Annotated in this window: 15 protein-coding genes, 1 tRNA gene and 1 riboswitch; of the genes, 10 read left to right on the top strand and 6 right to left on the bottom strand. The window is 59.5% G+C overall.

Features of this window, described 5'->3' with window-relative positions; translation table 11 throughout:
* Positions 1-93 precede the first annotated feature (93 nt).
* On the top strand, positions 94-819 hold the full coding sequence (phoU, locus tag OK142_RS06565) for a phosphate signaling complex protein PhoU (RefSeq protein ID WP_003493688.1): 726 nt from the start codon (positions 94-96) through the stop codon (positions 817-819).
* A gap of 31 nt (positions 820-850) precedes the next feature.
* Positions 851-1,534, top strand: a complete 684-nt coding sequence (phoB, locus tag OK142_RS06560) for a phosphate regulon transcriptional regulator PhoB (protein WP_003493692.1) — start codon at positions 851-853, stop codon at positions 1,532-1,534.
* A gap of 300 nt (positions 1,535-1,834) precedes the next feature.
* Here the strand turns inward: phoB and OK142_RS06555 are convergent, their stop codons facing one another.
* Complete coding sequence (locus tag OK142_RS06555) at positions 1,835-2,368, bottom strand: GcrA family cell cycle regulator (protein ID WP_035241558.1); 534 nt, start codon at positions 2,366-2,368, stop codon at positions 1,835-1,837.
* A 430-nt stretch (positions 2,369-2,798) separates the two neighbouring features.
* Between OK142_RS06555 and OK142_RS06550 the strand changes: the two genes are divergently transcribed.
* The 3 genes from OK142_RS06550 (at position 2,799) to OK142_RS06540 (ending at position 6,203) form a co-directional block, all read left to right on the top strand.
* Positions 2,799-3,998, top strand: a complete 1,200-nt coding sequence (locus tag OK142_RS06550; protein WP_498681678.1) for an aspartate aminotransferase family protein — start codon at positions 2,799-2,801, stop codon at positions 3,996-3,998.
* Between the two features lie 54 nt (positions 3,999-4,052).
* Positions 4,053-4,970, top strand: a complete 918-nt coding sequence (gene argF, locus OK142_RS06545; protein ID WP_137037048.1) for an ornithine carbamoyltransferase — start codon at positions 4,053-4,055, stop codon at positions 4,968-4,970.
* Positions 4,971-5,213: 243 nt separating this feature from the next.
* Positions 5,214-6,203 carry an Hsp33 family molecular chaperone gene (locus OK142_RS06540; RefSeq protein WP_035241561.1) on the top strand — a complete coding sequence of 330 codons (990 nt, stop codon included), beginning with the start codon at positions 5,214-5,216 and terminating at the stop codon, positions 6,201-6,203.
* Between the two features lie 215 nt (positions 6,204-6,418).
* Here OK142_RS06540 and apaG read toward each other — a convergent pair whose 3' ends face one another.
* Together apaG and OK142_RS06530 are read right to left on the bottom strand one after the other, a co-directional pair.
* Complete coding sequence (gene apaG, locus OK142_RS06535; RefSeq protein WP_498681677.1) at positions 6,419-6,811, bottom strand: Co2+/Mg2+ efflux facilitator ApaG/CorD; 393 nt, start codon at positions 6,809-6,811, stop codon at positions 6,419-6,421.
* Positions 6,812-7,056: 245 nt separating this feature from the next.
* Complete coding sequence (locus OK142_RS06530) at positions 7,057-8,241, bottom strand: O-succinylhomoserine sulfhydrylase (RefSeq protein ID WP_498681676.1); 1,185 nt, start codon at positions 8,239-8,241, stop codon at positions 7,057-7,059.
* 43 nt (positions 8,242-8,284) lie between these two features.
* Positions 8,285-8,363: riboswitch (SAM riboswitch) on the bottom strand.
* Positions 8,364-8,436: 73 nt separating this feature from the next.
* Here OK142_RS06530 and OK142_RS06525 point away from each other — a divergent pair.
* A complete protein-coding gene (locus tag OK142_RS06525; RefSeq protein WP_035241992.1) occupies positions 8,437-9,534 on the top strand; it encodes a 2'-deoxycytidine 5'-triphosphate deaminase in 1,098 nt (365 codons plus the stop codon).
* A 56-nt stretch (positions 9,535-9,590) separates the two neighbouring features.
* Positions 9,591-9,664: transfer RNA gene (locus OK142_RS06520), tRNA-Gly, on the top strand.
* A 38-nt stretch (positions 9,665-9,702) separates the two neighbouring features.
* Here the strand turns inward: OK142_RS06520 and OK142_RS06515 are convergent.
* Positions 9,703-14,847 carry a beta strand repeat-containing protein gene (locus OK142_RS06515; protein ID WP_498681674.1) on the bottom strand — a complete coding sequence of 1,715 codons (5,145 nt, stop codon included), beginning with the start codon at positions 14,845-14,847 and terminating at the stop codon, positions 9,703-9,705.
* A 338-nt stretch (positions 14,848-15,185) separates the two neighbouring features.
* Here OK142_RS06515 and aqpZ point away from each other — a divergent pair, with 338 nt between their 5' ends.
* On the top strand, positions 15,186-15,911 hold the full coding sequence (gene aqpZ / locus OK142_RS06510; RefSeq protein WP_137037052.1) for an aquaporin Z: 726 nt from the start codon (positions 15,186-15,188) through the stop codon (positions 15,909-15,911).
* Positions 15,912-15,963: 52 nt separating this feature from the next.
* Positions 15,964-16,257, top strand: a complete 294-nt coding sequence (locus OK142_RS06505) for a hypothetical protein (RefSeq protein WP_035227544.1) — start codon at positions 15,964-15,966, stop codon at positions 16,255-16,257.
* A 202-nt stretch (positions 16,258-16,459) separates the two neighbouring features.
* Here OK142_RS06505 and OK142_RS06500 read toward each other — a convergent pair whose 3' ends face one another.
* A complete protein-coding gene (locus tag OK142_RS06500; RefSeq protein WP_498681672.1) occupies positions 16,460-18,397 on the bottom strand; it encodes a glycosyltransferase family 2 protein in 1,938 nt (645 codons plus the stop codon).
* 170 nt (positions 18,398-18,567) lie between these two features.
* Here OK142_RS06500 and OK142_RS06495 point away from each other — a divergent pair, with 170 nt between their 5' ends.
* Positions 18,568-19,329 carry a transporter substrate-binding domain-containing protein gene (locus OK142_RS06495; RefSeq protein ID WP_082183673.1) on the top strand — a complete coding sequence of 254 codons (762 nt, stop codon included), beginning with the start codon at positions 18,568-18,570 and terminating at the stop codon, positions 19,327-19,329.
* Positions 19,330-19,341: 12 nt separating this feature from the next.
* Here OK142_RS06495 and uppX read toward each other — a convergent pair whose 3' ends face one another.
* Positions 19,342-20,634 (bottom strand): Wzx-type polysaccharide biosynthesis protein UppX, encoded by a 1,293-nt coding sequence (uppX, locus tag OK142_RS06490; protein ID WP_498681670.1) that lies wholly within the window; start codon positions 20,632-20,634, stop codon positions 19,342-19,344.
* Positions 20,635-20,872: the final 238 nt, after the last annotated feature.

Here is a 20,872-nt window from a genome sequence, read left to right as displayed (position 1 = left end):
CGGCCGGCGCTTTCTCGAAACCGAACAAGACTGGTGCCTCTGCCGTGCCCGCTTCCGGGTACGCGCATGCAGGCCAAGCCGGAGGACTAGACCGTGACACAGACAACGACCCATTCGCATATCCTGTCCGCCTATGACGACGAATTGAAGTTTCTGACGCGCCGCATCGCCGAAATGGGCGGTCTTGCCGAGCAGATGTGCGGCGACGCCGTGCGTGCGCTCGTCAATTCCGATGCCGCACTCGCGCAGAAGGTCATTTCCGACGATACAATTCTCGACCATGCCGAACGCGAAATCGGCGACAAGGCCATCGTCACCATCGCCAGACGCCAACCTGTGGCGGCCGACCTTCGCGAGATCATCGGTACCCTGCGCATCGCCGCCGATCTCGAGCGCGTCGGCGATCTCGGCAAGAACACCGCAAAGCGCGTCATTGCGGTTGCCGGAACCGGCGTGCCGCGCAAGCTCGCGCGCGGCATCGAACATCTGTCGGAGCTGGCGCTGGTGCAGCTCAAGGAAGTCCTCGACGTCTATTCCACCCGTTCCGCCGAGAAGGCCAATGCCATTCGCGAGCGCGACGAGGAAATCGACGCCATGTACACGTCGCTCTTCCGGGAGCTTCTGACCTACATGATGGAAGATCCGCGCAACATCACCACCTGCACGCATCTTCTGTTCTGCGCCAAGAACATCGAGCGCATCGGCGACCATGCCACGAATATTGCCGAGACGATCTATTACATGACCACCGGCAGCCAGCCGGAGGGCGAGCGTCCGAAGGACGACAGTTCCAACACCCTCGGTTCGGTGACCGAGTAACAGACAGGCAGAAGCTTGCGGAGTTCAATATATGGTGCCCAAGATTGCAGTTGTGGAAGACGAGGAAGCGCTGAGCGTCCTGCTTCGTTACAATCTCGAGGCTGAGGGATACGACGTCGACACGATACCCCGTGGCGACGAGGCGGAAATCAGGCTGCAGGAGCGTATTCCGGATCTTCTCATCCTGGATTGGATGCTGCCCGGCGTGTCCGGTATCGAACTCTGCAGGCGATTGAGAATGCGGCCGGAAACCGAACGCCTGCCCATCATCATGCTGACGGCGCGGGGAGAGGAAAGCGAGCGGGTTCGCGGTCTTGCCACCGGCGCCGATGATTATGTCGTCAAGCCGTTTTCGACGCCGGAACTCATGGCCCGCGTCAAGGCCATGCTACGCCGGGCCCGGCCCGAGGTTCTGTCATCGGTGCTGAAATGCGGCGATATCGAACTCGATCGCGAAACCCATCGCGTTCACCGCAAAAGCCGCGAAGTTCGCCTCGGCCCGACGGAATTCCGTCTGCTGGAATTCCTGATGACGTCACCGGGCCGGGTGTTTTCCCGCTCGCAATTGCTGGATGGCGTCTGGGGTCACGATATCTATGTCGATGAGCGCACTGTCGATGTGCATGTCGGCCGTCTGCGCAAGGCTCTGAATTTTTCGCACATGCAGGATGTTATCCGCACCGTGCGTGGTGCCGGATATTCGATGGAAGCCTGAGCGAAGCGGAGCCGATAGTTTCGCTGGCAACATGGTGCCGCAAAAAAGCAGGCCCGAAATCGGAAACGGTTTCGGGCTTTTTCTATATCAACATCCACAAAACTCGATGCCATTCTCCGTTTTGACGGAGGATCGGCAGCCAGTTGAAACCAGGATCGAAGGGTGACGCCCAATCACGAGGGAGTGGCAAGGGTTCGACGCGCTGTCATCAAGCTGACCGCGGAGCCGGCCTGTTTTTCGTCATAAAAAAACGGGCCCGAAGGCCCGTAATTTTGAGTGTTGAAATGCGTGCCGCAACACTCAAGCCTTACGGCGCTCGCTCACCGGCTGGTAGGCGAGTTTCGCATGGAACTTGCAATAGGGCGAAGATTCCAGCGCTTCACAACCGCAGAAATGGAAGTCGTCCTTCAGCGGATCGCCAACCGGCCACTTGCAGGTGCGCTCGGTCAGTTCCGTCAGCGTCAGGCGACGGGAAATCGGCGTGACAACGTTTTTGGAAGGAACGTAATCGAGAACCTGTGCGGTCTCGATGTCGATCTCCTCGTGCAACGCCGTCGCCGCGTTCGAACGGGTGAGAACCCGCGCCGGCGCTGCGTTGACGCGGCCTGCGAAAGTCGTCGTGCGCGGGGCAGGTGCAGCGGTGCGCTTGGGCGCGGAACGTGCCGAAGTGACCGGACCGCCAGCCTTGACGCGTCCCGGCAGGTTGAGACGATGGACCTTGCCGATTACGGCATTGCGGCTGACACCGCCCAGCTGCGCTGCTATCTGGCTGGCGCTAAGCCCTTCGGACCACAATTTCTTGAGTTTTTCGACTCGCTCGTCTGTCCAGTTCATGCCGCTTCTCCGCTTGTCGCGTGTATTTTCGGCAGAATCCTTCTCCGTCTCGCGGGCGTGCCGCAAGCGTGGTTTCCGCCGGATTTTTGGTGACTAGTTCCGCCGCAATGCAGTCTAGTAATTAGCGATTAACCTAGTGCCACGCAGAGTCCGTGGCAAGAGTCGGGGGAATCATCTGGAATCGATTTTCCGGTTTTCCCCAACTTGCTGGCGAGTTGAGTCTGAAAGGCAACACCTTGGGGCTCGCCGGCCGCCACCTACTAGGGCTTGAGAAGCCCGGGAAACGCGGACTTTTGTTGACATCGGCAAACGAAGTGACAATAGTGCCCCTGCCGCCGCGAGGCGGCATTTTTGATTTTCAGGCGAGGGATAACCCTTGAAGCCTATTGACAACCGTTGACAGCGCATCTGCGCAAGGAGTGATACAGCCATGGCCGAAGCCGCCGCGCCATTGTTTGATACGTTTTCCAGGGCTCCCCTGCGCTTTGAGCGCGGTGAGGGCGTCTGGCTGTTCACGGAAAGCGGCGAACGATATCTCGATTTTGCGGCCGGTGTCGCCGTCAACTCGCTGGGCCATGCCCATCCGCACCTTGTGGATGCGATCAAGACGCAGGCCGAGAAGGTCTGGCACGTCTCGAACCTCTATGAAGTGCCGGGACAGGAAAAACTCGCCAGGCGCCTGACGGAAGCGACTTTCGCAGACAAGGTGTTCTTCACCAATTCCGGCGCGGAAGCGCTGGAATGTGCAATCAAGACCGCGCGCCGTTATCACTATTCGAAAGGCCATGCGGAAAAGTTCCGTATCGTCACGTTCGAAGGCGCATTCCATGGCCGTACGCTTGCGACGATCGCCGCCGGCGGCCAGCAGAAATATCTCGAAGGTTTCGGTCCCAAGGTCGAAGGTTTCGATCAGGTGCCGTTCGGCGATGTCGATGCCCTGAAGGCAGCCATCACGGCCGAGACGGCCGCACTTCTGATCGAGCCGATCCAGGGCGAGGGCGGTATCCGCGCGCCCAGCAAGGAATTCCTGCAACTCCTGCGTAGCCTGTGCGACGAGCACGGCCTGCTCCTGATTTTCGATGAGGTCCAGACGGGCGTCGGCCGCACGGGCAAGCTCTTTGCCTATGAGCAGACCGGTGTTGCGCCCGATATCATGGCAGTCGCCAAGGGTATTGGCGGCGGTTTCCCGCTTGGCGCATGCCTTGCAACGGCGGATGCTGCTTCCGGCATGACGGCGGGCGTACACGGCACCACCTATGGCGGCAATCCGCTGGCCATGGCGGTCGGCAATGCCGTGCTGGATGTCGTTCTAGCCGACGGTTTTCTCGAAAAGGTCCGTGACGTCGCACTGGTTTTCCGCCAGGGCCTCGCCTCGCTCAAGGATCGTTATCCTGACGTGATCGAGGAAATCCGCGGCGAAGGCCTGCTTCTGGGTATCAAGGCGAAGGTCCCTTCGGGCGATCTGCTGCAGGCCATGCGCGCCGAACATCTGCTTGGCGTGCCTGCGGGCGACAATGTCATCCGCCTTCTGCCGCCGCTCGTCACCACGGCGGAAGAGGCCCGCCAGGGTCTTGCGCGTGTCGACGCGGCCGCCGCCTCCCTGACAGCGAAACAGGCGAAAATCGCCTGAGTAAATCAAGGGCGGGCCTCTGTTCAGAGGCTCGCAAGCATGGGACAGATCAGCATGGTTTCACCAAAACATTTTCTGGACCTCTCGGCCGTCGGGTCGGAGGACTTGCGGACAATTCTTGATGATGCGCGCACGCGCAAGATTGCCACCAAAACCGGCACGGCGGAAAAGCCGCTCGCCGGCAAGATGCTGGCGATGATCTTCGAAAAGCCGTCCACCCGCACCCGCGTCTCCTTCGATGTCGGCATGCGCCAGCTCGGCGGCGAGACCCTTTTCCTGTCGGGCACGGAAATGCAGCTGGGCCGCGCCGAAACGATTGGCGATACGGCCAAGGTGCTGTCGCGTTATGTCGACGCCATCATGATCCGCACGACAGATCATTCGCGCCTGCTCGAGCTTGCTGAACACGCCACTGTGCCGGTCATCAACGGTCTGACGGACGACACCCATCCCTGCCAGATCATGGCGGATATATTGACGTTCGAGGAACATCGCGGCCCGGTCAAGGGCAAGACCATTGCCTGGACGGGCGACGGCAACAATGTGCTGCATTCCTTCGTGGAAGGCTCCGCTCGTTTTGGCTATCGCATGGCGATGGCGGTGCCGATGGGGTCCGAACCGCATGACAAGTTCCTGAACTGGGCGCGCAACAATGGCGGCGAGATCGCGCTGTACCACGATGCCGATAAGGCAGTGGCGGGAGCGGATTGCGTCGTTACCGATACCTGGGTGTCGATGAACCAGGAGCACAAGGCGCGCGGCCACAATATTTTCCAGCCCTATCAGGTCAATGAAGCCCTGATGGCGAAGGCTGATAAAGACGCGCTGTTCATGCATTGCCTGCCGGCACATCGTGGCGAGGAAGTGACTGATGGCGTGATCGACGGGCCGCAGTCGGTTGTCTTCGATGAGGCGGAAAACCGCCTGCATGCGCAGAAGTCCATCATTGCCTGGTGCATGGGCGTCATCTGACGGCTCTTGCCCTTCCTGCCAAACGGTGAGGAAGGGTGCTTGAACTTGGCTCGGTACATTACCATCTGTGGGACTTCGAAAAGGCTCGTCGGTTTTGCTGGCGGGCCACAATCACGATTTGCACGATTTTTCCCGGAGGCGGTTTCGCTTCCCGAATCTCTGTGCGACAAGCGGAAAAAGCACATTCAGAAAGCCGGACTTTTGGACGGTAGCGGCGCAACGGCTGCGCCAAGGAGTTATGATATGGCAGATGTAACAGTTGAACTGGACGACCTCGATTTGGCTGGCGACGACAAGGTCGTGCCCTTTCAGGTCGAAGGTCTGGATGTGCGCGGCCGCGCCGTGCAGGTTGGGCCGCTGTTGAATGCCATTCTCGAAAGGCACGACTATCCTGCGGTGGTCGCCCGCCTTCTCGCGGAAGCCACCGTTCTGACGGCGCTGATCGGCACCTCGCTTAAATTTTCCGGCAAGCTCACCGTTCAGACCAAGGGTGACGGCCCGGTTGACCTTCTGGTGGCGGATTTCACCGCCCCTGAAAGCATGCGTGCCTATGCCCGTTTCGATGAGGAGCGGCTGGCGGAGGCGATTGCGGCGGGAGCGACCTCTCCGGAACAGTTGCTGGGCACCGGCATTCTGGCCTTCACCATCGATCAGGGCGCGGGAATGCAGCCCTATCAGGGCATCGTGCCGCTGGACGGCTCGTCGCTGGAAGAAATCGCCGGGGTTTATTTCCGCCAGTCGGAACAGCTTCCCACCCGCGTGCGCCTTGGCGTCGCCGAATTCTTCGACCGTGACGGCGAAGGAAAGCCACGCCACGGCTGGCGTGCCGGCGGCGTGATTGCGCAATTTCTGCCGCAGGCGCCTGAGCGTCTTCGCATGCGTGATCTTCACGGAGGCGACGGCGATGAGGGCAATTACGACGTGGCTGAGGATGATGCCTGGACCGAGGCGGTCACGCTGCTGAACACGGTGGATACCGACGAGCTGACCGATCCGCAGGTGCCGGTGGAGCGTCTGCTCTACAGGCTTTTCCACGAAAGTGGCGTGCGCATCTACGATCCGCAGGCGATTTTTGACCGCTGCAGCTGCTCGCGCGAAAAGATCAAGGGCGTGCTCTCCGGTTTCACCGCCGAAGAGATCAAGGCAAGCGAAGAAGACGGCGCAATTGCCGTGACCTGCGAGTTCTGCTCCACGACCTATCGCTATGATGTCAGCGAGTTTGAAAACGTCTGACGAGGAGAGCCGTACCTTCGCACACCGTCATCCCGGCCTTGAGCCGGGATCCAGCGCGATCAAGTCTTTGATCGCGTAAGACTCTTTCACGGCGCAGACGCGCCGTGGCTGGATGCCGGATCTAGTCCGGCATGACGGAAGAGAGATTTTTTACCTTACCGACGACACTCTCAGCTGCGCTTTTAACGCGCGGCTCTCGCGTTCCTGCGATTTCATCAGTTCAGAACCCGCAATAGGCCAGGTGAATCCAGTGAAAACGCGGGTATGGTGACATTGAACACCTCGCCCTTGTCCGTTTCCATTTCATAATGGCCAAACATCAGGCCGGACGGCGTATCCAGCGGACATCCTGACGAATATTCGTAGCTGTCGCCGGGGTTCAGATGCGGCTGCTCGCCGACGACGCCGGGGCCGTAGACTTCATCCACCTGTCCGTTCTGATCGGTGATGTGCCAGTAGCGGTTGACGAGTGTTACCGGAATATCTGAGTTGTTCGAGATCACGACTTTATAGCCCCAGACGTAACGATCGTCATCTGGGTCGGATTGTTCCTCGAGATAATACGGATCGACCGTAACCTCGATATCCCTTGTCAGAGCACGATACATACGCGCCACACCTCGATATTATGCCTGCCGCCGATATCCTACACTATAGGTTCTGGCTATCGTCAAGAAAATGAACGACTTGACGGGCAGGCGGCATCTTCTGTTGCGCTGTTTTCCACCGTTAGGGATAACGGTAAAGGTAAATATTGGTTGCCTGATACCGGGCTTCACCCTTGCGGCGGGAGCCTTTCGGGCGCCATGGCCGGTCATTGAAGACGGGCCATGGCGATGTGCAGACTGAATTTTTAAGCCGAAACGGCTGCCAGACCCTTCGCCAGATCCTCCAGCAGATCGTCCGTATCCTCAATGCCGCAGGAAAGACGCAAGGTGCCGCCGGAAATGCCGAGTTCGGCGCGCGCCTCATCGGTCAGGTTCTTGTGCGTCGTGGTGCCGGGGTGCGTAATGAGGCTCTTGGCATCGCCGAGATTGTTGGAGATCTTCACGATTTCCAGCGCGTTCTGCAGCGCGAAGGCCGCATCCTTGCCACCCTTCAGTTCGAAAGCCACGAGCGTCGAGCCGCCGGACATCTGCCGCGCGATGATGTCGGCCTGCGGGTGATCGGCGCGGCCGGGATAGATGACCTTGGCAACCTTGCCGCTATCGGCGAGGAAATCGGCGATTTTGCCGGCATTGGCCGTCTGCTGCTTGACGCGCAGCGGCAGGGTCTCGATGCCCTTCAGCAGCGTCCAGGCGTTGAACGGCGACATGGCCGGGCCGGTATGGCGGAAGTAATCCTGCAGCTCTTCCTCGATCCAGTTCTTGTCGGAAAGGATCACGCCGCCAAGGCAACGGCCCTGACCGTCAATATGCTTCGTTGCCGAATAAACAACGATGTGAGCGCCGAGTTCGAGCGGCTTCTGGAAGAGCGGCGTCGCGAAGACGTTATCGACCACCACTTTCGCGCCGATCTGGTTGGCGAGCTTCGCCACGCCGGCAATGTCGATGATTTCAAGCGTCGGATTTGTCGGGCTTTCAAGGAAGAACAGCTTGGTGTTCGGCTGGATCGCCTTTTCCCAATTGCCGAGATCGCGTCCGTCGATCAGCGTGCATTCGATGCCGTATTTCGGCGCAAGCGTTTCGACCACCCAGCGGCAGGAGCCGAAGAGGGCACGGGCAGCAACGATATGATCGCCGGCGCGCAGCTGGCACATGATGGCGGCGGTGACAGCGGCCATGCCGGAGGCGAGCGCCCGGGCGTCTTCCGCACCTTCCAGCAGGCACATGCGCTTTTCGAACATGTCATTGGTCGGGCTTGCATAGCGGGCGTAGATAAATCCATCCGTTTCACCCTTGAAGCGCGCTTCGGCAGCTTCGGAGTTTTCGTAGACGAAACCCTGGGTCAGATAGATCGCTTCCGACGTTTCACCATAGGGTGAGCGTAGCGTACCGCCGTGAACGAGCTGGGTTGCCGGGCGCCATTTATTGCTCATGTGATCACCTTCAAAACAAAAAAACCGGCCGCAAAAGCAGACCGGTTCCTAGCACCCGGTCTTTTTAGCCACTTGTTTAACGTGGCTGCAAGCCGACCGGCCAAATCACCACGGGATAAGCTTGCCATACTGCCGTTACCGGCTTGCGTCAATGCTTTCCTTTTGGTTTTGTCGCCGTAAAAAGGAATGATGACCATGATCAGAACCACGGGCATTTTGGCGGATGGCGCAATCAGGGCGCTGTTTGCGGGCGGCAAGCTGAAAAGCGAAGCTGATCTCGATGCTGACCAGGTGCAGCCCGCCAGCCTCGATCTGCGGCTCGGCTCGAAGGCCTATCGCGTGCGCGCCAGTTTCATGCCGGGCCCCGGAACCCGCGTCATCGACAAGCTCAACCGCTTCAGCCTGCACGAGGTCGATCTCACCCAGGGGGCGGTGCTGGAAACCGGGTGTGTTTACATCGTTCCCCTGATGGAAAGCCTGGAGCTGCCGGCGGACATGTCGGCCTCGGCCAATCCCAAAAGCTCGACCGGACGTCTTGATATCTTCACCCGCGTCATGACCGACAATGCGCAGGAATTTGACAAGATACCGGCTGGATATTCAGGTCCGCTCTATCTGGAAATCAGCCCGCGCACCTTCCCCGTGGTCGTGCGTCGCGGATCGCGCCTGTCGCAGATCCGCTTCCGCGTTGGTCACTCGCTGCTCAACGAAAGCGAGCTGCTGAAACTGCACGAGACGGAAATGCTGGTCGCGAGCGACACACCGAACGTGACCGGCGGCGGCATCGCGCTTTCCATCGACCTCATGGGTTTTGGCGAGAACGGCCTGATCGGATATCGCGGCAAGCATCACACGGCGGTGGTCGATGTCGACAAGAAGGCTCAGCACGACGTTCTCGATTTCTGGGAGCCGCTGCATGCGCGCGGCCGCGCGGAACTGATCCTCGATCCCGATGAATTCTATATTCTCGTCTCACGCGAGGCCGTGCATGTGCCCCCGCTTTACGCGGCCGAAATGACGCCTTTCGACCCCTTGGTGGGGGAGTTCCGCGTGCATTATGCCGGCTTCTTCGATCCCGGCTTCGGCCACGCGCAGGCCGGCGGCACAGGCAGCCGCGCCGTTCTCGAGGTGCGCAGCCACGAGGTGCCCTTCATCCTCGAACACGGCCAGATCGTCGGCCGCCTGGTTTACGAGCATATGCTGCAAAAGCCGGAAGGCCTCTATGGCAGCGGCCTCGGCTCCAACTACCAGGCCCAGGGCCTGAAACTTTCCAAGCATTTCCGCGCGGAATAATGACCCCTCCGGGTGCTTGACACCCGGATGGAACTATCCGATGTCTTGTCTGCGGCGCGGGTGTAGCTCAATGGTAGAGCAGCAGCTTCCCAAGCTGAATACGAGGGTTCGATTCCCTTCACCCGCTCCAGCTACCTTTCTTTACTCCAGCATTCGCCGCACTGAAGGTCATGCGTTCAGGTAGGACAAAATCGCAGCAGCGACGTCTGGCGACTGTTGAGACGTCGCCTGCGTCGTCGACGTGTCGGCTACGGTGGATGAGGCGATGGTTTGGGCGGAGCTGCTTACCGGATCGTCGCTGTTCAACGCCACGACCTGCGCCGAACTCATGGCGGCGATCTGACCCGGTGTGAAGGCTGCCGCCTGCGAAGCCGTCAAGGCGGCGAGCGCGCTGGTGCTCAATCCCGAGATCGCGTTTGAACTCAAGCTGATGATTTGCTCGGTGGACAATGCGGCGAGATCGTCTCCGCCAAATGCGGCGGTCTGCAGCGATTTAAGGGCGCCGACCTGCGCCAATGTCAGGGCTCCGATTTGCGCGGAACCCATTGCCGCCACCTGGCCGTAGCTCAGCGAAGCCACCTGGCTTGTCGTCAGTGCGCCTACACCCTGAGAGGAAAGGGACGCTATGACGCCGGTGGAAAGCCCCCTGATCGCCGACGAGTTGATCGCGGCGAGTTCCTCGGTGGTAAAGGTTGCCAGACCTTCCGCCGTCAACCCTGCTAGTGCGGCTGAACTCAACGCGGCGATCTGGCCGGTGGTGAGTGCCCGGATCTGCTCCTTGCCGAAAGCGCCGATCTGGTCGCTGGTCAATCCGGCGACGCCGGCTGTACTCAAGGCCGCAACGTCAGTGGAAGACAATGTGGCGATGAAGTCGGTAGACAATCCCCTTATCGCGTTCGAGCCAATCGCAGCGAGTTCCGCCGGCGAGAAGGTTTTCAGCATGGCCGGAGACAGGCCCGTGAGCGCCTCCGAACTCAACGATGCGATGTGGCGGGTGGAGAGCGCTTCGATCTGCCCAACACTCAGGGCGCTGATCTGTGCGCCGCTGAAGCCGGATGCAGCCAGAGCATCGAGAGCCGCTATCTGGGTTGCCGAGAATGAGGCGATGTGGGCGGGGCTGAGGACGGCAATCTGTTTGGAGGTGAGGGCACTAACCTGGGCATTGCTCAGGGTGTTCAGCTGGCTACTGGTCAAGACGGCCACCTGCCCGGTGCTCAGCCCACTAATGGCATCCGGGCTCAATGCTGCGATCTGCGCTGCCGTCAGCGACGCTATGGTCTCCGTTGAGAGGCCCGCGATCGCATTCATGCCGATTGCAGCCAGCTCGGAATTGGTAAATGTGACCAGATCATCGGCGCTGAGGGCCACGATCTGTTTCGAGTCGAGCGCGCCGATCTGAGCGCCGGTCAGAGCCTCGACCTGATCGTTGCTCAACGCCACAATCTGATCGCTGGTCAGGCCTGTTATGCCCGCCGTGCTGAGAGCGGCGATCTGGGCTGTTGAAAGCGAGGCGATGTCATTCGTGCCTAGCGCTGCAATCTGTTTGGAGGTGAAGGCGCCGATTTGGGCGTTGCTCATGGCCTCTACCTGGCTGGTGCCGAGCGCGCCAATTTGGTCGATGGTCAGGCTGGCTATCGCCGCCGTGCCGAAGGCGGCGATCTGTGCGGTCGTCAACGAAGCGATCGTGGCCGTCGACAGGCCGGGGATCGCATTCAGGCTGATTGCGGCCAGCTCCGCGGTCGTGAAAGTGCTGAGGTCATCAGCACCGAGGGCGGCAATCTGTTTGGAGCTGAGAGCGCCGATCTGGGCACTGGTCAGGGCCTCGACCTGATCGGCGCTGAGCGCCGCGAACTGATCGGTGGTCAGGCCAGTCACACCCGCTGTGCCGAGAGCGGCGATCTGGTTTGCCGAAAGCGAGGCGATGTCGTCTGTACCCAGCGCTGCAATCTGTCTGGAGGTGAGGGCGCTGACCTGGGCGCTGGTCAGGGCGCCCACCTGATTGGTCCCGAGGGCTGCAACCTGGTCGGTGGTCATGCCCGATACTACCGTGCCCAGTGCTGCGATCTGAGCCGTCGTCAGCAAAGCGACCGTTGCTGTCGACAGACCCCGGATCGCTGTGGAGCTGATTGCAGCCAGCTCGGCGGCGGTGAAGGTGTTGAGATCATCGGGACTGAGGGCGGCAATCTGTTTCGAGTTAAGCGCGCCGATCTGAGCGCTGTTCAGAGCCGCGACCTGATCGGTGGTGAGGGCGTCAATCTGATCAGGGGTGAGGCCCGTTATCCCCGCAGCGCTGAGAGCGGCGATCTGGCTTGCTGAAAGCGAGACGATATCGTCCGGGCGCAACGCCGCAATCTGTCTGGAGGCGAGGGCACGGATTTGGGCATTGGTTAGCGCGTTCACCTGAGCGCTGGTCAAGGCGGCCACCTGCCCGGTGCTCAGTCCACCAATGCCAGCGGAACTCAGGGCGGCAATCTGCATCGTCGTCAAGGAGGCTATGGTCTCCGTTGACAGGCCGGGGATGGCACTGGCGCTGATCGCTGCAATATCCCTGGCGGAGAATGTTGCAATGTCCTCCGTGCTCAAGACGGCGATCTGTTTCGAGGTGAGAGCGCCGACCTGTGCGGTGGTCAAAGCCTCCACCTGTGCCGTCGTCAAGGCGGCAATCTGCGCGGTGGTCAGCGCGCCGATGCTTTGTGCGTTGAGAGCCGAAATCTGACCCGTTGTCATGGAGGCTACGGTCTCGGTCGACAGACCTTGGATCGCGTTTAAGCTGATCGCGGCAATATCCTTGGTCGAGAATGTTGCAATGTCATCCGTGCTCAAGACGGCGATCTGCTTCAAGGAGAGCGCGCTGACCTGTGCAGGGGTCAGGGCAGCCACCTGAGCGGTGGTCAGGGCGGCGATCTGCGCCGTGCTCAGTGCACTGATGCTTTGCGTATTCAGGGCGGCAATCTGCGCCGTCGTCAGGGACACCATCGTTTCGGCCGACAAGCCCGGGATCGCCGTCGAACCGATGGCGGCAATCTCCCTGGGTGTGAATGTCGCGAGATCATCCGTGCCCAGTGCCGAAATCTGCGTGGAATCGAGATTGACAATCTGCGCGCCCGTCAGGGCGCTGGCCTGACCGGTGCTGAAGGTCGCCAGCTGCTCGGCGCTCAGTCCCATAATGCCTGCGGCACTTATGGAAGCGATCTGGTTTTTTGAAAGAGCAGCTATGTCGTCTGTGCCCAGAGCGGCAATTTGCGCCGAGCTTAAGCTTGCCATTTGCCGGGTGGTCAGACGTGAAATCTGATCGGTGCTCAAAGCGGTGATCTGACTGGTTGAAAGTCCCGCGATGCCTGCGGCGCTTATGGCCGCGATCTGGACCGGCGAAAGTGATTTTATGGTGTCCTCGCTCACGGCCGCGATCTGCGCCGCGCTGAGAGCGCTGATCTGGACTGCGGTCAAGGCCGAAAACTGACCGACGCTCATGGCGGCAATCTGATCGGCGCTCAGGCCCCTGACACCCGCTGCACCCAACATTGCGGTTTGGCTGGTGGAGAGGACCGTCACATCGCTGCCAAGGGCAGCGACCTGCGCCGAACTCAACGCTTTAAGCTGCGCGGCGGAGAGAAGGCCGACCTGATCTCTACTGAGGGCTTCGACCTGATCGGTGGTCAGGCCCGTGACTGCGCTGGCGCTTAGAGCAGCGATCTGATCTCTGGTCAGCGCGGCGATAGCATCCACGCTCAAGCCCGGCAGGGCCTTGTTCGTGATTGCCGCGACATCAGCGGTCGAGAATGTCATCAGCTGCTCCAGACGCAGGGCCGCGAGTTGCGTCGAACTCAGCGACCTCACCTGCGCGGAGGACAGGGCCTCGACCTGACTGGTGCTCAAGATGTCGATCTGATCTGCTGTCAGGCTTGCGATCACGCCGGCGTTCAGGGCGGCAATCTGGGTGGCCGACAGGAGTTCGATCTGACTGGCGTTCAGGACTTGAAACTGCGCTGCGCTGAGGGCGTTGAGCTGGGCTGTCGTCAAGGCTGCGATCTGATCATCGCTAAGCGAAGCGATCGCCTCCGTACCCAGGCGTAAGATTGCTTTGCTGTTGATCGCCGCGATATCGGCGGTGGAGAAGGTTGCTATATCCTCGGCGCCGAGGGCGGTGAGTTGCGCCGCACTCAACGCCTTCACCTGCGCCGGTGACAGGGCCTCCATCTGGCTCGTGCTGAAAGCCGAAATCTGTTTCGTCCCGAGTGCGGCAATCTGAGCCGTCGTCAAGGCTGCGATCTGATCGGTACTCAAGACTTCGATCTGATCGGTCGTCAGGCTTGCAATTACGCCCGTGCTGAGGGCAGCGGTCTGATCGGGGGTAAAGCCTGATAGCGCCTGCGTGCTCAGGCCCGGCACGGCTCTGGCCGTCACCGCCGCGAGGTCGGCGAGGGAGAAGGTCGCTATGGCATCCGTGCTGAGCACCGCGAGTTGCGCCGAACTCAGCGCCATCACCTGCGCCGGCGACAGGGCTTCGATCTGGCCGACGCTGAAGGCCGCGACCTGTGTCGTTTTGAGTGCGGCAACCTGAGCTGCCGTCAATGCGGCGACCTGATCGAGGGACAGGGCGGCGACACTATCCGTGGTCATCCCCGGCAGGGCCTTGGCGTTGATCGCCGCAATATCGGCGGTCGAGAAGGTTGCTATATCCTCCACGCTGAAGGCCGCAAGTTGCGCCGAATTCAGCATCCTGATCTGTGCGGGCGACAGGGCTTCGATCTGACCTGGACTCAAAACCGCGATCTGATCGGTCGTCAGGCTCGCAATGGCGCTTATGTTCAGAGCCGCGATCTGATCTGGGGTAAGCGCTGCGATCGCCTCCGTGCTCAAGCCGGGCATGGCTCTGGCGGTTATCGCCGCAATATCGGCGGTCGAGAAGGTCGCTAATTCCTCCGCGCTGAAGGCCGCAAGTTGCGTTGCTTTGAGGGCGCTCACCTGGGGCGCGGTCAACGCCTCCGCTTGATCGACCGTCAGCGCATCGATCTGCGTGGTGGTGAGCGCAGAAATCTGACCCGCACTCAGGCTCTTGATGGCGTATTGATCGAGGATGTTCAGCTGATCCAGCGTCAAACCGATGATGGCGCCCTGTGAGATGGCGCTTAACTGTCGGGAGTTGAGGACTTTGACATCCTCTGCATCCAGTGCCGCGACTTGATCGGAGGAAAGCGCTTTAATCTGAGCCGTGGAAAGCGTCGCCACCTCATCGGTTGTCCAGGCTGCAACTGCTGCTGTCGAAAGATATTTGATCTGATTGACATTCAGGGAAGAAATGATCGAAGTCATGTCCGGAAAATCCTAAAGGCTAAGGCCAAATTCTCAACAGCAACAAATGATTTACTTGCCAATGCCCCGAAGAGCGTCCGTTCAAGTCCATCACTTTGCAAAGGCTCATTACGCAATCGGGCTTGCCTGAGCCTGAAGTTGCTAAGCGTCAGCCGATCTCACCCTGCGTTGTCTTTTTGAAACGCTTCAGGCGCTGGCGTGCGAGCAGAGGCAGAGGAACGCTGTGTCGTGCGGGAGCGCATTGACGCCCCGGCAGTCGCGTGAATATGCGATTTAGCTTGACTACTATTAAATTGCACGTAATAGTTGATGCAGTCGTAACATGATGGGGAAATGTTATGAGTCGCAAGCTTCTTTCGGAATTTCTGGGTACCTTTTGGCTCGTGTTCGGAGGCTGCGGCAGTGCGGTTTTTGCTGCTGCTTTTCCTGAACTCGGCATTGGTTTTCTTGGTGTCGCTTTCGCTTTCGGCCTGACGGTTTTGACCATGGCCTATGCGGTTGGCGGCATTTCGGGCGGTCATTTCAATCCGGCCGTTTCCGTCGGCCTGTCGGTTGCCGGTAAATTTCCGGCAGCGAACCTCCTGCCCTATATAGTGGCGCAGGTTCTGGGGGCGATTGTCGCGGCCGCGGCGCTTTATGTCATCCTTACAGGCAAGGCAGGGGCGGACATTGGCGGTTTTGCCGCCAATGGTTATGGTGAACATTCGCCGGGTGGTTATTCTCTCGTCTCGGCGCTGCTGATCGAGGTCATCCTGACGGCCTTTTTCCTGATCGTCATTCTGGGATCGACGCATGGCAGGGTTCCATCCGGCTTCGCGCCGATCGCCATCGGTCTTGCCCTCACCCTTATTCATCTGATTTCCATTCCGGTCACCAACACATCCGTCAATCCGGCCCGCTCCACGGGGCAGGCCCTGTTCGTCGGCGGATGGGCGGTGCAACAGCTCTGGCTGTTCTGGCTCGCTCCGATCCTCGGCGGCGTCATTGGCGCCGTGGTCTGGAAAATCTTTGGCGAGGAAGAGAAGGCCGGCCACGCCGGTTCCGTCCAGCCTGCGCAGACATGAATAAGAGGCTTTGTTTCCCCGAATGGTCGGGGAAACAAGTGAGGAGGATGACATGGATCTTACTTCGATATTGGCCCAAATCGTTGGTGGTGCGGTTGGCGGCACGGCAGGCGGAAAGATACTGAAGGATTCCGATCTCGGTTCGCTCGGAAACCTGATCGCCGGCGCCATCGGTGGCATCGGCGGCGGAACGGTTCTCGGATCGCTGCTCGGGACTGCAGGCACGGCGGCAGCCGGCGGCGTGGATATCGCCGCTCTTGCCGGTCAGCTCGTTGGTGGCGGTGTGGGCGGTCTGATCGTCCAGGTCATTGTTGGCTTGATCAAGAACAAGCTCGTCGCCAAATAAAGTTTTCAGCCGCTTCGGTGGCGAAGTGAAAGACCTTGCCGGGAGACAAGCCTCGTTCGGCAAGGCATTTTAAGTATTGCCGCTGCTATAGCGGCATCGCCATCGAAGCCGGAATGGTTTCCAATTGCGGAAGCGCGGACTGAGAGTATTCCATGTATCGTGAGAAAGCGCGAAGTAAGCGCTTCCCCCCGGCTATGTCTCGTCACGCCGCATCTTTGACGACAGGCACATGCGGCGTCTTGTTCCAGACGAAAGGTCTGGTTTTCAGCTCCACCACGGCGCGCCAGGCGGCAACAGACATCATCAGCCAATAGAGCGGGATTGCCATCCAGCGACGTCCGATCTGTTGTTTTTCGTAGGCTATCATCCTGTTTCGGCCCATCAGCACGAAGATGGCGTAGCTGCCGAAAATATTCAGCGTATCGATGAGAAATAGAGCCCCCTGCCAGGAAAGCAGCATATCCGCGCCATTTTCACGGATCGCCATGACCATGAAAGCGAAGGAAACGAACAGCAGGGGATGCGTTAGCGACGACAGGAGCATCCCGCCGATCAGTAACTGAAAGACCGTATAGGCACCCCATCCCATGTGGCGTGCGGTGATGAAGGGCGCGCGGGTCATTACCAGCCAGCTTTGCAGCCAGCCCTTGTACCATCGCGCACGCTGGTTCAGCCACACGGGAAGCGAGGTCGGCGCATCCTCCAGCGTCTGTCGCCGGATGACACCGCAGCGATAACCGAGCCTGTGCAGCCTGAGGCCCATATCGGCGTCTTCCGTCACATTGTAGGGATCCCAGGCGCCGACCCGACGCAAGACGGCGGTGCGGAAATGGTTGGAGGTGCCGCCAAGCGGCAACGGCAGCCTGTGCGCGGCGAGAACGGGCAACATGCAGCGAAAGAGACCAGAATATTCCAGTGCGAAACAGGCGCTGAGCCAGGAGGAGCGCGCATTGCTGATGATAAGCGGCGCCTGCAGGCAGGCCACCTCTTCCGGCTGGTCGTGAAAGGCGGCATGGGCTTCGCGCAATTGTTGCGGATGCGGTCGGTCTTCGGCATCGTAAACGGCAACGAATGTGCCGCGCGCGCCGGAGAGTGCATAGGTCAGCGCCTTGGGTTTGGTGCGCGGTAGGGACGGCGGAACCCTTATGATCTCCACATGCGGACCCGGATTTGCCCGATGTATGGCCTTAATCGTCGCGGCGTCGTCCGCCTCGCAGACGAGCTTGATGTCGAGCCGGGATTTGGGCCAGTCCAGCCGCTCCAGCGCACCGACAAGCTGCTCGACGACCGCTTCTTCGCGATAAAGCGCCACGAGAATGGTGTAGACCGGCAGATCTCCGTCCTGCGGGAGCGGGACGACGGTTTTTGCATCGTTTTCTCTGGGCGCATGGACGAGCGCAAAAAGTCTGAAAAGCAGGGTGGAAAGATAAAGCATTGTCAGCGTGACGTGAATATAGACCAGGGTCGCCTGCGTATAAAACAGCAGCGACAGAACGAGCAGGGTAACGAGGACACCGCTTGTAAAACCCTGCTGCCCTTGCAGCGTGATTCTGGCCGAATGCTGCGGCGCCGCGTTGAAAAGCCGATGTCGCGTGTCCTGGCAGCGGCGCGCCTCGCCCGCCTTCCAGATTGCGCCGCGCATCGCCTGCGGTGTGGTCACAGCCAGTTCGTCGAAAAGCTGCGGACGCTGATCGAGCATGCTTTTCAGCAATTCCATCCGTGCCAGTTCCGGCACGATCAGCAGCATCGGTTTGCCGTTCAGTGGTGCCAGCCGCAGAAGCCGTGGTTCGGCAAGTTGCATGTCCAGATGTTTGATGTCTGATACCCGGCCGGGATCGATTTCCGCAAGAAACGGCAGTCGCAAAAATCTGGCAAAGGCGCCGTAATAGGCATCCGCATCGACAAGACCGCTTGCCAGCAATTCGTCTTCCACGGTCGAGCCGTTTTTCAGGGCCCGTTCTTCGAATGTGCTGATATAGGGCTTGCCAAACCCCAGCGAAGAGAGAAAGCGCGTTGATCCGGGCTCGTCCTGTTGGGGAGCCATCCAGAGCGGATTGTCACCAATGAGCGAAAACGCAATTTTTCGTCCCGCCGGCGTCGTGCGAAACGATTCTCGTGTATACTGCCTAAAATAATCCATGCATCGCCGCCGCTGTCATGGTAACGCGCCAATTCCTGCTACGGACAGTATAGATGAGAATGACGAATGTAACGCGGAATGTAAGTCTTGTTTTTACTTTAGCTGTCGCTTTACAATTTGTTGGCTTTTTTAGCAAAGTTCATGCGGAAGGTCTGTCGGACGGAAACCGCATGCCGGTGCTGTTTGATGCGCAGGAGCGGTTTCCGGGCGGCGATCTTTCTTCCGTTCCCCGCATCAGGTTTCTGATGTCGGTCGATTTCCCACCCTTCAATTTTACTGATCAGGAAGGCCGGCTTGCGGGTTTTCATGTCGATCTCGTGCGTGAAATCTGTGCCCAGCTGAAGGTTGAAAGCAAATGCCAGGTGCAGGCGCTGCCGTTTGACGAGCTGGAAGCGGCGCTCGAGATGGGGGAGGGGGAAGCGGTGATTTCCGGTCTCGCCACCACCGCCGATCTGCGCAAGAGTTTCACCTTCTCACGCCCCTATCTGCTATTGCCCGCACGCCTGGCCGTCAACAAGGCGGGGAAATTCACCGGTTCCGGCGCTGAAGCCCTCTCGGGAAAAAAGGTAGGCGTTGTCACGGGTTCGCGGCACGAGCAGATGCTGAAGGCATTTTTTCCAAAGGCCGCGGCTGAAGGTTTCGAGGGCTATGAACCCATGTACGACGCGTTGAAGACGGGCAAGGTGGACGCCGTTTTCGCCGATGGTCTGCGCCTGCCTTTCTGGGTTTCAGGAAGCGCGTCCGAAGGCTGCTGCTCGCTCTTCGGCGGGCCTTACATGTCCGACAGATTTCTTGGCGAAGGCCTGTCCATCATGGCTGTCGATCCGGACAATGTGCTTGTGCCGGCCTTTGATCAGGCGCTTGCCGCACTTTCCCGCAACGGCCGGCTGGAAGAAATCTACCGGCGTTATTTCCCCTATGGGCTTTATTAAAGAAAGCGCCGTCTATTTGGCAGGTGCAAAGGCTTCATCGTTGCGCCGCAGGCGCAGAAGCGCGATCCAGACGGCCGCGGCAATAGCGGATTCCACCAGGAAATAGCTGCCGATCGTTCCCGAAATGCTGAAGAACCAGGTGAAGACGGCGACGACAACGGAGCCGATAAGGTTGCCGCTGTTCCAGATCTTGGCGCGAATATCCTGCCGCCCGGATGCACCGAGTGCTTCAAGCGCCGTCGCCGCCACCGCCATCGGTAAAACGACCCAGCAAAGGACACGGGTAATGATGGGCAGCGAGACATATTCGTCGCCGAACAACAGGGGCAGGAAAGGCGCGATGATGAAGATCGCCAGCGCGCTGCCAACTGCGATAACGAGCGCCGCCTTCAGCACATTATAGGCGCGTTCTATGGTCTTTCCGATGCCCTGCAGAGCGGCCGAGGCCGAACCCGGATAGATCAGGCGGTTAAGGGCCTCCACCGAGAGGTAGGAGCTGTCGAGAATCCGCCGGGCGATGGAATAGCTGCCCAGGACCTCGGCGCTGGCAATGACGCCGAGAACGAGAATATCGGCATTGCCGCGCACGGCCTTGAACAGGAACTGGGTGGAGAACAGAATGCCGATGCGGATTTCATCGCGAACGATCCGGAAAACCGGCTTGCCAAGCCTGCCGATCGCCTTGACCGAGATCACCGTCGCAATGGCGTGGGCGGCAAGGTTCCACAAGGCCCAGGCCTCGACCGTTTCTATCTTGAAGATGAGGCAGGCAACCACGGCGGCAATCGTGCGTGCGACGGCGAACATCACTTCCAGCTTGTTGGCTGAAGCGAAGTCGGAATGGGCGATGAAGCTCTGCGTGGAAAGCGAAATGACTTTCAGAAGAACGAGGTTCGTTATCAGGATCAGGAAGGTGGTGATGAGTGTATGCAGCAATGTTTCCGACGTCGGGAAAAACACCGGGATCGTCACCATGCCGATGAAGGTCAGTACCACGCCTGTCGCCGCGCTGAGAAGATAGCTGTGGCCGAGCATGACGGGAAACATGCTGCGATCCTGCGCGACGCGGCGGATCAGAGATTCCTGCGAACCGATGCCGCAGATCTGCACGCCGAGATTGGTGACGGCCGTGATCGACGCATAGAGCGCGAATTGTTCGACGCCGAGATGACGGGCAAGCAGGGCGAATGTCAAAAGCTGGGCGGCGCTGGACATCAGCAGAGCCCCGCCGGACGCCATATAGGTCAATCCCAGTCTGACTAGATGGCCGAGCCGCGGCGTATTGAACGACACCTCATTCTCCATGTTTTCCGACATTGCCGGACGCATTCAAAAAATGACTGCCCTGCTTTGTAATATTTGGCGAACTGAAAGCCGGCGTCCGGCCAGTAATCTGAATGCCGGTGAACCGATGAATGACAGTTTCTTCTGTCTTAGCCTTCTTTGAGGTAAGAGAGGGTTAAAGCAATTACACAATAATGATGATAATGACTGTTTATGGTTGTTTGGACAGGGCCTGGTTTCAAAAAAGGGTTTCGTCGTT

The organism is Agrobacterium sp. BT-220-3 (assembly GCF_025910175.1).
In the GTDB taxonomy this organism is placed as follows: Bacteria; Pseudomonadota; Alphaproteobacteria; order Rhizobiales; family Rhizobiaceae; genus Agrobacterium; species Agrobacterium oryzihabitans.
Note: the sequence above shows the minus strand (reverse complement) of the source record. Positions and strands in the feature narration are given on the sequence as shown.